The sequence below is a fragment of the Streptomyces sp. AHA2 genome (assembly GCF_036857595.1).
Classification (GTDB): domain Bacteria; phylum Actinomycetota; class Actinomycetes; order Streptomycetales; family Streptomycetaceae; genus Streptomyces.
In genome coordinates, this window is sequence record NZ_JAUQWJ010000001.1 from 689,393 (window position 1) to 702,651 (window position 13,259).

The window sequence follows — 13,259 nt, forward strand, 5'->3', positions numbered from 1 at the left end:
GTCACGCTCCGGGCGGTACCACCGCGACGGGACAGCGGGCGTGGTGCAGCACGGCGTGGGTCACCGGGCCGAGTCGTCCCCCGGCCGGCCGGGCCTCGGCGCACCGTCCCACGACGAGCAGATCCGCGTCCCGGGAGGCGTTGAGCAGCGCCTCGGCGGGATGGAGCAGCCGCAGGTCGAGGGTGGCCCTCACCTGCGGATACTTCTCCTGCCACGGGCGCAGAGCATCGGAGAGGTCCACAACCGCCTGGTCTTCCCAGGTGGCGCGGTCCTCCTCCGTCACCACGAACGGGCGGGCGGAGACGGACTCGGCGGGCAGGACCCACGCCTGCACCACGCGCAGGCGAACCGAGCGCAGTTCGGCGGCCGAGAACGCGAAGTCGGCAGCTTCGCCCGCGGGACGGTGAGCGTCGAAGCCGAGCACGACTCGGGGACCGCCGCGGCCCGCCACGCCGTCGGTGAACGCCCCCGGGCGGGGAGGCACGAGCACGACGGGGCACGGAGCCGCTGCCGCGATGCGCAGGGCGGTCGAACCGACCGCCAGGTCCCCGAAACCGCCTGCGCCGCGGGTGCCCGCCACAACAAGCCCCACGTCGTGCGCAGCGGCGTCGAGGATGGCGTCGGCTTCGGCCCCCTCGGCAGGTGCGCCGTCGACGTCGAGACCCGGACAGCGCCCGGCGAGATCCTCGACGGCCCGCCGTACCAGGTGAGTGCCGATCCCCCGCAGGTGGGCGGAGGCCGCCGCCGGGACGGCGACCCCGGGAAGCCGCGGGGCCACGTGCAGCAGACGCAGTGCCACGCCCCGCAGCCCTGCTTCGCGCGCGGCCCACTCGGCCGCGGCCGCGGCACACTCGGAACCGTCGATGCACGCCAGAACAGGTGGACGCATCCGGCCTCCTTCGCCCGGTCCGTGCCGTCACAGGCGCTCGTCCTGCTCTCCACTGTTCCACGCCCGGACCCTTCCGGCTCACCGTGGCCGGATCTCGCACGGCGGACGCGGCTCGTGCGACTGACCCGGCCGGACGACTCGGCGGGCGGTCCGGCTATCGCCTCACGCGGTAGCGGAGGTAGACGAACTTCGAGTCGAAGGTGCGGGTTTCGGCGAGTTCGAGATCCACCCGGCGCTCACCCCGAGGGAAGAAGGAAGTGCCGCCACCGACGAGCACCGGGTAGACCATCGCCCGGTACTCGTCGATCAGGTCCGACGCCGCGGCCTCGGCGGCGAGCGCCGCGCCCCCGATGGCGATGTCACCCTCCCCCGGCTCGGCTCGCAACCGCTCGATCTCCTCCGCCACCCCGCCGGAGGCCAGGCGGGCGTTGCCCTGCACCGTCGTCAGCGTCGTCGAGAAGACGACCTTGGGCAGCGGATTCCACAGCCCGGTCCACTCGCGCTCCGCCTCGTCCAGCGAGCCGTTCTCCTCGGCGGTCTCCCAGTACAGCATCGTCTCGTACAGCCGCCGCCCCATCAGATGGACGCCGACCCCCCGGATGTCGTCGATCCAGAAGCGGAACACCTCCGGGTCGGGCGCCGTCCAGTCGAAGCGGCCGTCGGGCCCGACGATGTAGCCGTCCAGTGACACGTTCATCGAGTACGTGACGCTGCGCATGAGAAGTCCTCCTCCGTACCGGGTTCGACGGTACGACCGCAGGACACCTCGAAACTCATCGCGGCGCGCCGGATTCCCCGATGCGCCTCGAAGCCCTCACCGGCATGGCCCGGAGGATCCGTCATCGTGTGTCCCGCAGGTGCAGGAGGTACCTGGCCGTCAGGGCGACCGCCCGGTCGGCGTCGTGGGACAACGTCGTCAGGGCCCGGGAGGCGGTCGTGCCGGGGATGTCCGCCAGGGCCTGGGTCAGCCGGCCTCGTGCCGGTGCACCCGTGGTCTCGTGGGCGAGGCGGTCGACGATGCCGGCCGCGATCCGGTCGGCGGTGGCGGCATCGTTCGACAGGCCGCTCAGCGCGTCCGCGGCGTCGGTGTCGTTCCTGCCGGCCACGACCATGTCGAGGAGTGTCGGGATCGCTTCTGCCACCCCCCGCGTTCCGAGTGCCAGAGCCGCGTACCCCCGCACCCCGGGGTCGGGGTCCGCCAGGGCGTCCCGCAGGTGCCCGGCCGCCTCCTCCCCGGGCATTTCGGCGAGCGACTGCACGGCACGGGTCCGCACCGCGGCCACCGGTGAGTCGAGCCCCCTGGCCAGCAGTGCGGGTGCGCCCTCGCCCGACTGCGCCAGCGCCCAGCGGAGGGCGCCGGCGACATTCGGCTCCGTCTCGCTCAGCGCCGCCTCGACCAGGGCCTCCACCGGCACGGCGACCCCGTCGGCAGACGAGAGAGCCGCGCGCTGGCGGACGTCCGCGCTCGGCGACCCCAGTGCCTGGAGCAGCGAGACGACCCGCAGGACCTCCTCCCAGTCGGTGGGGTCCGCCGTTTCGATCCTGCTCAGCCGCGCGAGCAGCTCGGTCTCGGCGGTGATGCGCTCGCGCGTCCGGCGGACGAGGTCGCCGACGAGCGCCGAGGGCGTGAAACCCGGATCGTCCAGGGCGCGCCCGATCTCCCGCAGGGACAGGCCCAGCGACCGCAGGCTCTCGACGTGGAAGATCCGCCGGATGTCCTGCGCGGAGTACTCCCGGTAGCCGGAGCCCGTACGGCCGGAAGGCCGTACCAGTCCCAGCGTCTCGTAGTGCCGGAGCATGCGGGCACTGACCCCGGAACGTCTCGCCACCTCACCGATCAGCACGCTCCTATCCTCCCTCCCGCGGCGCCCCGGTGAGTGCCACGATGCGCTTGGCCTCCTCGATCACCGACTCGAACCCCGCGTCCGGGTCGTGCAGCAGCCGACGTGTGGCGAGCGCGTGCGCACGCACCCCCGGGTCGCCGGCCGCCGCCGCGACGGACAGCACCGGCACGATCACCTCACCCAGCGCGACCAGCGCCTGGCTGAGACTCAGCTGGACCTTCCGGTCACCGCGCCCGAGCTGCGTCACCAGGACGTCGGCCAAGTCGGCCTCCTCGCCCTCCGGCACGAGCACGACCGCTGCCCGCCAGGCACTCCGCGCCACCTCGTCGTCGGCATCGGACAGCAGCGCAGGGGTGATCGCCGGCCACGCCTGCCGGTCCCGGATCTTGGACAGGGTGTGCAGCGCCTGGCTGCGCGCCTGCGGACGGTCCGCGCGGAGGTCCCGCAACAGCTCCGGAAGCGTCAGGGACACCGGGTGCCGGGTCAGCGCCCAGGTGAGCATGTCCCGGACGAAGAACTCGGGCTCGACCGCGCATCGCTCGACGAGCTTGCCGACGAAGGCGGGGTCGGGCGTCGAGCCGGCCGCCATGGCCGCTCGCAACCGCACGGACGAACGGTTGTCCTCCAGCCCTCGCAGTGCCCGCTGCACGTCTGCGTCCCGTGGTGCCGTGGTCATCGGACCACCTCCTCGGGACGCAGTGAAGACCTTGTCACCGTGTCAAGGTCAACGACGCCGACGGCAGGGCTGCGGCATGCGTGCTCCGCGACGGCACGGCTGACGTGTGCGCGGGCCCGCCACCGTCGATGTCCGGGACGGTGGCGGGCCCGCTCGGTCGGTCCGGGCCGCCAGGTCAGGCGGTGTGCAGCCTCAGCCCGTAACGGTTGAGGATCTCGTTGACCGGCTGGTGCCAGGTCTCGCCGCCGCTGCTGCAGTTGCCCCAGCCGCCGGAGGTGACGCCCTGGGCCTGGTCACCGCTGATGAAGGAGCCGCCGGAGTCACCGGGTTGGGCGCAGACGCTCGTCTTCGTCATCTGGTGGACGGCGCCCTGGCTGTAGTTCACCGTCTCGTTCTTCGCCAGCACCCTGCCGCAGTGCCAGCGCGTGGTGGAGCCGGAGCGGCAGACGGAGGCACCCACCGGGGCCTCCGCGGAGCCGCGGACGAGCTGGTCGGGGACCGTGCCCCAGCCGAGCACGACCGGTACGGTCCACCAGCCGCTGCCCACGTTCACCCAGGCGTAGTCGTTGTCCGGGAACGACGACCCCTGGAAGGTGCCGACGTACGAACGGTCCCAGCCGTAGACGGCCGAGCCCGGCGAGCCGCAGTGCCCGGCGGTCACGAAGCCGCCGTGCACGGAGAAGCCGATGGAGCAGCGGACGTTGCCGGTGTAGTAGGGGTCGCCACCGACGGTTCCGGCAGCGAAGGTGCGTGGTGCGGCGGGAGTCTGCCGCACGGTCACCGGACCGGCCTCACGGGCCCGGGCGAGGAAGGCCCGGACATCGTTGTCGTCCCGGTGCCCGGCGACGACGTTCACGACGACCTTGTTGGCCTTCGGATCCACATGCCAACTGCCCACACCGGCGGGCGCGGACAGTGCGTCGATGGTCGCCTTCGCCGCGTCGAGCTGCCGCGCGGTGTGCCGCACGAGACGCACGGCCGCTCCGGTGTCGCGTACGGAGTCGGTGACGGTGTCGCTGGTGACGGCCACGGTGAGGCGGCCGCGTTCGGCGTCGAACCAGGAGCCGCCGTAGGCGGAGCCGGCTGCTTCGCGCGCCTTGCGTTCGGTCGCGGTCGCCTTCCTCTCGGCGGCGAGGCGTGCCTCGGCCGCGTCGCGGGTCAGCCCCAGGTCCCGTTGCATGGCGTCGAGGAGGCCGGGGGAGGCCGGAGCCTGGGGGGAGCGCGCGGGGGACTCGGCTGCGGAGGCGGGCAGGGCACTGGCGGTGACCCAGGTGCCGAGCAGGAGGAGTGCGGACAGGGCGGTGCGCAGGGTTGTGGTGCGTCTCAAGGGATGCCCCTTCGTTGTTCCAGCAGGGTGGGGGTGGAACAGCAGAGCTTGAGAGCGCTCTCTGGCGTGCGCGGCAGAGCCTAGTGCGTGATCAAGGAAAGGTCTATGCCATGGACCGCCTCCGATACGGGCGGTGAGGGTTCATCTGCCATGCACGCGGCGGGAGTTGAGCTGCCGGACGGATGCCGGTACGGCGCGATGGGTTCCGGCGGGCCCGGCGGGACAAGCCCTTGGAGCCCTCGCGGGAGGAGAAGGCGCGGCCGGGCGGCGAGTGGGCGTCTGCCAGGATTGCGGCATGGGTCCCGATGTCCTGCGTCTTCCCGAGCCTCCGGCGCGCGAGGCCGATTTCGCCGACGACTTCACCGCCCCGCACCTCGGGCGGGACTGGTGGGTCGATCACTACCTGCCGCACTGGACCTCCCCCGACAGGTCGCGGGCACGGTACGACATCGACTCCGCCGGACTGCGGCTGCGGATCGACGCCGACCAGCCGGACTGGCGCGAGGAGGACGCTCCGCTGCGGGTGTCCAGCGTGCAGACCGGCGTCTTCTCCGGGCCCGTGGACTCGCGGCGGGGAACACACCGGCATCGCCCGGACGGACTGGTCGTCCGCACGGAGACTCCCGAGAGGCTGCTGTGGGCACCGACTGCCGGACGCGTGGACGTGACGGTCAGCGCGAGTGCGGACGAGGGGTGCATGCTCGCGGCGTGGCTCGTGGGGACGGAGCACCTGTCCGAGCAGGACACCGGGGAGCTGTGCATCTTCGAGTTCGACGCGGACGCCGTCGGCGCGCAGGGCAGCCGCGCCCGTTGCGGGGTGAAGGCGCACTCGGACGGACGGTTGACGACCGACATGACGGAAGTCGTCGTGCCCCTGGACGCGTCGGAGCCCCACACCTGGACCGTCGTCTGGGGGCCGGCGGGGACGCTCATCGGCTGTGAGGGCGTGGTCGTCCAGCAGTCCTCCCAGGCTCCCGCGTATCCCCTTTTCCTGTTGATCGACCTGTTCGAGATCGGCCCCCGGTCGGACACCGGCTCGGCGTACCCGAAGACGGCCCGTGTCCACCGCGTACGCGGGTGGGACCTGGAAGCGGGGGCGGGCGCACCGTAGGGGTGGCTCCGTTTTGAGGACACGTCTGTCTTTCCCCGCGGGTGAGGTGCCGGCGGTGGCGAAAGCCCGCGCCAGTCACTGTCCGAGGCGGCAGCGCCCAGCGCCCTGCATTCCCGCTCGGAAATGTCCGGCGCCCCTTTGGTTTCGGCCTTTCGCTCGGCGGTACTCCGTAGGAGCCCGTCACGGCAGAGGCAGGAAAGTCTCTCTGCACGACCGGCGCTGCGTGCCTGCACCAGGCGCGAGCGCGTGCATCCAGCTGCCCTGCCCGGACCACGGAACCGAATTCCTCGGGACAACGGGGCGGCGCAACGTGCGGTCGAATCCATGGCGGAGCTCACGAAATCGCAAAGGATCGCCATGTCGGAATCGTCACCCCCACCTGTTTCCACCTTGAACAACGGCAGTCTTCTCGACGCTGCACACGCCAGCGGTGTCACCACGCCCGGTTACGACCGGGCCCGGCTGGAGCCGGCGGTCGTGCATTTCGGAGTCGGCGGATTCCACCGCGCCCATCAAGAGGTGTATTTCGACCAGCTCGCGGAGCTGGGTTTCACCCGCTGGGGAGTCGTGGGTGTGGGAATGAAACGGCCGGAAATGGGCCGGGTTCTCGACGCCCAGGACAACCTCTTCACCGTGGTCGAGCGCGGCGGCGAGGAAAGCGCGGCCAAAGTCATAGGGAGCATGGTCGAGTACCTTCTGCTGGCCGAGGACCGCGAGACGGTGCTGACGCGTCTGGCCGACCCGCGCATCCGCCTGGTGACGCTGACCATCACCGCCGACGGCTACGTGCTTCCCGACGAGCCCGGCCAGGCCGGTGACACGGCGTTCGGCCTCATCGTCGACGCCCTCGAACTGCGCCGCCGCGGCCGGCTCGCTCCGTTCACCGTGCTGTCGTGCGACAACCTGCCCGACAGCGCAGCCGCCACGCGGGAGGCGGTTCTGGCCCTCGCCGGGCGGCGCGAGGCGGCACTGGCCGAGTGGATCGCGGAACGGGTGTCCTTCCCCGGAAGCATGGTCGACCGGATCACTCCGTCGACCACAACCGGGGTACGGGACGAGGTGGAGGAGGACTTCCGGGTGGGCGACCGCTGGCCCGTGATCACCGAGCCGTTCACCCAGTGGGTCATCGAGGACGACTTCTGCAACGACCGGCCCCCACTGGACCGCACCGGCGCACTGTTCGTGGAGGACGTCGCCCCGTACAAGCTCATCAAGAGCCGGCTCCTCAACGGCGTGCACTGCGCCCTGGGCTACGTCGGGCACCTGGCCGGTCACCGCAGCACCGACGAGGCCATGCACGACCCGTCGGTGGCCGGCTTCGTCGAGCGGCTGATGCGCGAGGAGATCGTCCCCCTGCTGCCCCCCGACGTGCGGGGGATGGACCTGGACGCCTACTGCGACTCCCTGCTGGAACGCCTGCGCAACCCGGGCATCGGCGACCCGCTGGCCAGGCTCTGCCGCCGGGGCTCGACCAAGATGCCCGACTACCTGCTGCCCTCGCTGCACGCGGCGCACGCCCAGGACCGGCCCCGCGCCCTGCTGGCCTTCGCCGTCGCCGCGTGGATGCGCTACCTGCGCGGTCAGGACCTCGACGGCGCGCCCATCGACGTGCAGGACGCCCGTGCCGGGGAACTGCGGGACGCGGCCCTGCGCGGCGGGGACGACCCCGGCCCCTTGCTCGCCCTCACGGACGTCTTCGGTGATCTGGCCGGCGACGCGGAGAGCGTGGCCGTCATCCGCAGGTCACTCGCCGGGGCGTTCCGCACCCGTGCCAGCCTGCGCTCCGCACTGGCCGCCCCGCGGTGAAGCGCCGAGCGACCCCTGCCCCCCACCACAGCGGGAGACCCATGAGCATCCCCGATCTCTCCGGCGTCACGACCGTGCTGCTCGACGCCGACGGAACCCTGTTCCCGTCCGAGGAACCCGCCTTCGTCGCCTCCGCGGTCGTGACGGAGGAGTTCGCCCGCCGGTTCGGGCTGCGGGGGGACTTCTCCGCCGAGCACCTCCGGCGCACGACGACGGGCAAGAACTTCCGCACCACGGCCCAGGACCTCGCCGCACGGCAGGGCGTACCGCTCACGCCGGCCGAGCTCGAGGACTGGGTGGAACGGGAGAAGTCCGCGGTGACGGCCCACCTGGGGCAGGTGCTGACGCCGAGGCCGGACGTCGTGGCGGCGTTGACGGCCCTCGGCCGCCGCTACCGGCTGGCCGTGGTCAGCTCCAGCGCCCTGACCCGGCTCGCCGCGTGCTTCACGGCCAGCGGCCTGGACGCTCTGCTGCCACCGGAGTGCCGCTTCAGCGCCGAGGACAGCCTGCCGCGACCCACGAGCAAGCCGGATCCCGCCGTGTACCGGTTCGCCCTGTCGCGGCTCGGCCTCGCCCCCTCCCAGGCACTGGCACTGGAGGACTCCGTCACCGGAGCGGCCTCGGCGGTGGCCGCGGGCATCACGACCGCCGGTCTCGTCCAGTTCGTGCCGCCCGACGAGCGGGCCGAACGGACCGGGCGACTGCGCCGGGCAGGCGCCGCCTGGGTGTGCTCGCGCTGGCAGGACGTCGCCTGCGACCTCCTCGGCACCCCGGCGCGGGTGGGCCCGTGACCGGCACCGGGCGCAGACGCGGGTTCACGGTGCCCCCGTTCCAGGCCGGGCGGCAGATGGGCCGGCGGGAGAGGGAGCGCGCCGGGCACTCCGCTGCGGGTGGTGAGCCGGAGGCCGTGGCGCCGCGGGCGTCCCGGTCCCGTTCCCTGCTCGGGTACCTGGTCATGCCCCGGCCCAAGGACGCGGTCAAGGGGCTCCTCATGCCCTTCACCTTCATGCTCGCCGTGGCGGCGGGCGCCGACGCGACGGGGCGGACGGTCGTCCGGGCCCTGATCGTGTGGGGCGCCCTGGAACTGCTGATCTATCCCGCGCGCTACCAGTGGAACGACATCCGCGGGTTCGTCGCCGACCAGAACCACCCCGGCCGCAAGGACCGCGGCCGGCTCCCCGGCCCCCTGGAGCGGGCCAGGTCCCGGGTCGGCGCGAGCGGCGCGGTCGCGCTGACGCGTCTCGCGCTCGTGGCCGTCCTGGCCCTGGCCCTGCCGCAGCTGCACCTCGCCGGTGTGCTCGGCGCGGTGACCGCGGCGGTCTTCGGGGTGGCCGTCGTCTACGAGGCGCTGCGCGCACGCGGCACGGGCAGGACGGGAGCGTTCCCGCCACCCGCCCGTCCCGCGGTCGTCGCCCTGTGGGTCGTCGTCGGCGCGGGCTACGCCGTACGCGGGACCACCGGTCTGGCACTCGCCGTCGACCTGGGCGCGAACCCGGGTCTCGCCGTCGCGGCGGCCGTGGCGCTGTGGGCGTTCGGCATCGCGTTCGTGACCAGCAGATGGGTCCTGGAGAGCCTGGCCTTCGCCACCACGGGCGATGGCCGGCTGAGCTGGGAAGCCCGGGCCGACCAGGCGCGTGAGCACCTTCTGGCACTGGTGCGCTGGCTGCCGCCGTACCACGCCGGTGCGTCGCCGAGCGGCTGGGCGCCGCTGCGCGGGCGGACCGCCCTCACCGCGCCGTGGAACCTCGCGCTCCTGGCCGCCGGCACGGCGGCGGCCGCGACCGGGTCGCTGCTCGTCGCGCCCGGAGCGGGGACGCGCGCCCTCGTCACCGCGGCCGCGGGCGCGGTCACGACGGCGGCGGTGATCCTGTCGGCGAGATCGCGTCCGGTCGTGGTCGGCTGCGGGGCCCTGCTCCTGCTGGTGCCCGCGCTCACCGGACAACCGCGCTCGCCGGCGGTGCTGCTGCCGTGGCTGTCCCTGATGGCCGCCCACCTCACCTTCAGCAGCCGTTCCCTCGACACCATCGGTCTGCTGCCGGGCCGGCTGCGTTCCCTGACGGCGGCGTGCCTGGCCCCGCCGGCCCGGGCCGTGGTGGGGCAGGCGACCTGGGAAGCCCTCCGGAGGGACACCGATGCACCTCGATGATCTGCTGGGCCTCGCGCGGGAGGCCGCCGAGGCCGGCGCCCGCACCGCCGTGTCGTGGCACGAGCGGGCGCACCGGCTCCTCGTGGAGGAGAAGGCGGGCCCCGACGATCTGGTGAGCCAGGCCGACCGGGAGTCCGAGCAGGCCATCCGTGCGGTGCTCGCGCGACACCGGCCCCAGGACACGATCCTGGGCGAGGAGGCGGGAGCGACCGACGGCCGCGGCTCAGTGCGCTGGATCGTCGACCCGATCGACGGCACCACGAACTACCTGTACCGGCGGCCGGACTGGGCCGTGAGCGTGGCGGCGGCCGACGCCAAGTCCCACCGCCTGCTGGTGGGGGTCGTGATCGAACCCGCCGTGGGGCTGGTGACCGAGGCCCGGGCCGGCAGCCGGACGACGTCCGGCGGCACCCCCGTCACCGCCCTGGACCAGGACGACCTCGCCCGCGCCCTGATCGAGCTCAACCTCGGCCGGCCGGACCAGCGAGGACGGGCCGGCACCATGGTGGACGCCCTGTTGCCCCACGTGCGTGATCTGCGCCGCGGGGGCAGCGCGGCGGCCGGCCTCGCCCAGGTCGCCACCGGCCGCGCCGACGCGCTGTGGGCCCCGGGCCTGCGGTCGTGGGACTGTGCCGCGGGGGCGCTGCTGGTTCAGCAGGCGGGCGGAACCGTCGGCGACCTGAGCGGTCCGACAGCCGGGACGTGGCCCCCGAGCGGTGACGTCCTCGCGGCCCCACCCGCCCTCTGGGAGGGTGTTCGGGCCCTGCTCGCCCCGGCCTACGCGACGACGGACGGAGCGGCCACCGCGCAGCCGTCGTGACGGTGTGGTGACAGGCCCACGGACGGACACCGGCGCGGGCGCCGCCGCCCGTCAGAACGCGTAGCGTACGCGCAGCCACGGAGCGTGTCGGTCGATGAGGCCGCGCAGGGTCCGCACCGCCTCGCCCTTGATCCCGTTGCGGTAGCGGACGTTCATCGCGCCGTTCTCGGAGCGCTTGGCCTGCTGGAGTTCCGGCCGCCACAGGGCCTCCTCCGCCCGGGGGTGCCAGCCGAGGTTCACCTCGTGCAGCTCCTGGTTGTGGGTGAGCATGATCACCTCGGCGGCGGCCTGCTGCTTCACTCGCCGGGGCAGCACGTCGTCGAGGTGGGTCAGCAGCTCGGACCAGGCGTCCTCCCAGCCGGGGCGGACGACGACGGGGGAGAGGTTGAAGTGCACCTCGTACCCCGCGTCGAGGAAGTCCGCCGCCGCGGCGATCCGTTCCGGGACGGGGGAGGTGCGCACGTCGAGCAGCCGGGCGTCGTCGGGCGGCATCAACGAGAAGCGGATGCGGGTCCGGCCCCGTGGGTCCAGGGCCAGCAGGTCGGGGTTGACGAACTTGGTGGCGAAGGACGCCTTGGCCGTCGGCCAGTTCCGGAAGGCGTGCACCAGATCCGCGGTGTTGTCGCAGATCAGCGCGTCCACCGAGCAGTCGCCGTTCTCGCCGATGTCGTACACCCACGCCTCGGGGTCGCACTGGTTCGGCTCGGGCTTGGGCCCCTGCCGCGCGATGTGCCGGCCGAGGTGCGCGATGATCCGGTCGATGTTGGTGAAGACGGTGATCGGGTTGGCGTAGCCCTTGCGGCGCGGCACGTAGCAGTAGGCGCAGGCCATGGCGCAGCCGTTGGACGGGCCGGGTGCGATCCAGTCCGCGGAGCGGCCGTTGGGGCGGGTGGTGAGGGTCTTCTTCTCGCCCAGGACGAGGGTCTCGCCCTTGACGCGCACCCAGCGCTCGACGTTGCCCTCGTTGCCGTGCAGGCCGGGGATGCGCCAGTGGGAGTCCACCATGGTCGTCCGCGCGTCGGGGAACCGGGCGCGGATCTGCCGCCCGCGCGGGGACGCGGCGGCCGCGGGCTCGGCGTAGATCTCCCGCACGGGCAGCAGGCGGCGGGCCGCGGCGGAGGTGCGGAACGAGGGGCCCTGCCGGTCGGTCGCCGCGACGGCTCCGGGGGACAGCGCGTCGAGACCGAACAGCGTGCCGGAGTCGTCGTCCGGGATGCCGGACGGGTGGTGCATGGGTGCTCCCGTACGGGTTGGTGCGAGGAGGGGGGAAATGTCCCCCGCAGACAACTGTACGGGGCTCCTGACGCGCGGGTCGGACGCTGAGCTGCCGGATCGCGAGGAACACGGCCCGGCTTCGCCGCCGCGGGAGTAACGGTTCCGTGGTGCGCGGCTTCCGCCGCCGGGTGTCTCCGTGCGGGGCTCCGGCCGTGCGGAGACGGCCCGTCGCCCCGGTAACCGGCGGCCGGACGCGTGCCGGGCCTCACATCCGCGCCCGTGGCCGCGTGTGCGCTCCCGCGGGAACAGGCCATGGCCATCCGTGCGCCGCACACCTAGCATGGGAGGCGCGACCCCTGCCGGGCCTGCGGCGTCGTCGTGCCGCAGCCCATCCACCGGCCCAGCCGGTGCTACGCGGAGGTGCGCCGTGCCCGAAGATCGCTGGTTGCCGTACCGCGATGCCGTAGCCGAGGTCCTCGCCGGCGGCGGTCGCGCATGGCTGCGGGAGGCCGCCTGCGTCGGCGAGGATCCCGAGCTGTTCTTCCCGCTGGTGGAGCGGGAGACCGACGCCCGGGTCGCCGAGGCCCGCGCGGTGTGCCGCCGTTGCCGCGTCCTGCCGGCCTGCCGTTCCTGGGCCATCGAGCACGGCGAGGACGCGGGCATCTGGGGCGGCACCACCGCCCGGCAGCGTCGTGCCATCAGCCGGGAGCTGCACATCGCAGGCGGCGAACGGCCGGCGCCCTGAGGGCGGGGATGTCCGTACGGCCCTCCTGGAGGGGCAAGCGGGCACCCGCGGTGGTTGCCTGACCGGGAGACGTCTTCCCCGCCGGCAGGAGAAAGGTACGGCCGTGGCCCCTGAGCCCTCCCTCCATTACACCGTCCCGGGCATGACCCCCGAGGACAGCTCCCAGATCATCACGCTGCTCCAGCGGCGGCTGCACTCGCTGAACGATCTGCACCTGACCCTCAAGCACATCCACTGGAACGTCGTCGGCCCGCACTTCATCGCGGTGCACGAGATGCTCGACCCACAGGTCGAGCAGGTGCGGTCCATGACCGACGACCTCGCCGAGCGGATCTCCACCCTGGGCGGAGTGCCCCAGGGAACGCCGGGCGCCCTGGTCGCCGACCGGTCCTGGGACGACTACTCCATCGGCAGGGCCGAGGCCATCGAGCACCTGGGCGCGCTCGACGTGGTGTACACCCGGCTCATCGAGGACCACCGCGAGGCCATGGAGGCCACCGAGACCTCCGACCCCGTCACGCAGGACATCCTCATCGAGCAGCTGCGCGGGCTGGAGCTGTTCCAGTGGTTCGTCCGCGCCCACCTGGAAAGCAGCGGCGGCCGCCTGAGCACCGCGGACGCCAGGACGGAGCAGGCGGCGGCCGACCGGGCCGCCGAACAGGCCCGCCAACAGCCCTGAG

At 73.1% G+C, this 13,259-nt stretch carries 13 protein-coding genes; 7 read left to right on the forward strand and 6 right to left on the reverse strand.

What is annotated here, in order from left to right; all coding sequences use genetic code 11:
- Position 1 precedes the first annotated feature (1 nt).
- The 5 genes from Q5694_RS03300 to Q5694_RS03320 all read right to left on the reverse strand — a co-directional run bounded on the left by Q5694_RS03300 (position 2) and on the right by Q5694_RS03320 (position 4,736).
- Positions 2 to 889 carry a universal stress protein gene (locus tag Q5694_RS03300; RefSeq protein WP_333930428.1) on the reverse strand — a complete coding sequence of 296 codons (888 nt, stop codon included), beginning with the start codon at positions 887 to 889 and terminating at the stop codon, positions 2 to 4.
- Between the two features lie 154 nt (positions 890 to 1,043).
- Entirely contained in the window at positions 1,044 to 1,607 is a 564-nt protein-coding gene (locus Q5694_RS03305) for a dihydrofolate reductase family protein (protein WP_333930429.1), read from the reverse strand.
- A gap of 121 nt (positions 1,608 to 1,728) precedes the next feature.
- Positions 1,729 to 2,733 (reverse strand): MerR family transcriptional regulator, encoded by a 1,005-nt coding sequence (locus tag Q5694_RS03310; RefSeq protein WP_333930430.1) that lies wholly within the window; start codon positions 2,731 to 2,733, stop codon positions 1,729 to 1,731.
- Between the two features lie 4 nt (positions 2,734 to 2,737).
- Positions 2,738 to 3,409, reverse strand: coding sequence for a HEAT repeat domain-containing protein (locus tag Q5694_RS03315; RefSeq protein ID WP_333930431.1), 672 nt, complete (start codon positions 3,407 to 3,409; stop codon positions 2,738 to 2,740).
- A gap of 175 nt (positions 3,410 to 3,584) precedes the next feature.
- The gene (locus tag Q5694_RS03320) at positions 3,585 to 4,736 is read right to left on the reverse strand and encodes a S1 family peptidase (protein WP_333930432.1); all 1,152 of its coding nucleotides are present in this window, start codon (positions 4,734 to 4,736) and stop codon (positions 3,585 to 3,587) included.
- 295 nt (positions 4,737 to 5,031) lie between these two features.
- Between Q5694_RS03320 and Q5694_RS03325 the strand changes: the two genes are divergently transcribed.
- The 5 genes from Q5694_RS03325 to Q5694_RS03345 all read left to right on the forward strand — a co-directional run bounded on the left by Q5694_RS03325 (position 5,032) and on the right by Q5694_RS03345 (position 10,619).
- Entirely contained in the window at positions 5,032 to 5,847 is an 816-nt protein-coding gene (locus Q5694_RS03325) for a hypothetical protein (RefSeq protein ID WP_333930433.1), read from the forward strand.
- Between the two features lie 357 nt (positions 5,848 to 6,204).
- Positions 6,205 to 7,653 (forward strand): mannitol dehydrogenase family protein, encoded by a 1,449-nt coding sequence (locus tag Q5694_RS03330; protein ID WP_333930434.1) that lies wholly within the window; start codon positions 6,205 to 6,207, stop codon positions 7,651 to 7,653.
- 41 nt (positions 7,654 to 7,694) lie between these two features.
- Positions 7,695 to 8,444 (forward strand): HAD family hydrolase, encoded by a 750-nt coding sequence (locus Q5694_RS03335; RefSeq protein WP_333930435.1) that lies wholly within the window; start codon positions 7,695 to 7,697, stop codon positions 8,442 to 8,444.
- Positions 8,441 to 9,799 carry a hypothetical protein gene (locus Q5694_RS03340; protein WP_333930436.1) on the forward strand — a complete coding sequence of 453 codons (1,359 nt, stop codon included), beginning with the start codon at positions 8,441 to 8,443 and terminating at the stop codon, positions 9,797 to 9,799. Before Q5694_RS03335 ends, Q5694_RS03340 begins: the two co-directional genes overlap by 4 nt.
- Positions 9,786 to 10,619, forward strand: a complete 834-nt coding sequence (locus Q5694_RS03345) for an inositol monophosphatase family protein (RefSeq protein ID WP_333930437.1) — start codon at positions 9,786 to 9,788, stop codon at positions 10,617 to 10,619. The genes Q5694_RS03340 and Q5694_RS03345 overlap by 14 nt, the downstream gene beginning before the upstream one ends.
- A 51-nt stretch (positions 10,620 to 10,670) precedes the next feature.
- On the opposite strand, the gene Q5694_RS03350 is transcribed toward Q5694_RS03345, so the two are convergent.
- Complete coding sequence (locus tag Q5694_RS03350; RefSeq protein WP_333930438.1) at positions 10,671 to 11,852, reverse strand: spore photoproduct lyase family protein; 1,182 nt, start codon at positions 11,850 to 11,852, stop codon at positions 10,671 to 10,673.
- A 427-nt stretch (positions 11,853 to 12,279) separates the two neighbouring features.
- Between Q5694_RS03350 and Q5694_RS03355 the strand changes: the two genes are divergently transcribed.
- Positions 12,280 to 12,579, forward strand: a complete 300-nt coding sequence (locus tag Q5694_RS03355; protein ID WP_443040801.1) for a WhiB family transcriptional regulator — start codon at positions 12,280 to 12,282, stop codon at positions 12,577 to 12,579.
- A 142-nt stretch (positions 12,580 to 12,721) separates the two neighbouring features.
- Entirely contained in the window at positions 12,722 to 13,258 is a 537-nt protein-coding gene (locus Q5694_RS03360) for a Dps family protein (RefSeq protein WP_333930577.1), read from the forward strand.
- The last annotated feature ends 1 nt before the right edge of the window (position 13,259 follow it).

Coding starts and splice junctions, on each gene's coding strand:
- Q5694_RS03300 (WP_333930428.1), bottom strand. CDS start 889: ATGCGTCCACCTGTTCTGGCGTGCATCGACGGTTCCGAGTGTGCCGCG.
- Q5694_RS03305 (WP_333930429.1), bottom strand. CDS start 1,607: ATGCGCAGCGTCACGTACTCGATGAACGTGTCACTGGACGGCTACATC.
- Q5694_RS03315 (WP_333930431.1), bottom strand. CDS start 3,409: ATGACCACGGCACCACGGGACGCAGACGTGCAGCGGGCACTGCGAGGG.
- Q5694_RS03325 (WP_333930433.1), top strand. CDS start 5,032: ATGGGTCCCGATGTCCTGCGTCTTCCCGAGCCTCCGGCGCGCGAGGCC.
- Q5694_RS03330 (WP_333930434.1), top strand. CDS start 6,205: ATGTCGGAATCGTCACCCCCACCTGTTTCCACCTTGAACAACGGCAGT.
- Q5694_RS03335 (WP_333930435.1), top strand. CDS start 7,695: ATGAGCATCCCCGATCTCTCCGGCGTCACGACCGTGCTGCTCGACGCC.
- Q5694_RS03345 (WP_333930437.1), top strand. CDS start 9,786: ATGCACCTCGATGATCTGCTGGGCCTCGCGCGGGAGGCCGCCGAGGCC.
- Q5694_RS03350 (WP_333930438.1), bottom strand. CDS start 11,852: ATGCACCACCCGTCCGGCATCCCGGACGACGACTCCGGCACGCTGTTC.
- Q5694_RS03360 (WP_333930577.1), top strand. CDS start 12,722: ATGACCCCCGAGGACAGCTCCCAGATCATCACGCTGCTCCAGCGGCGG.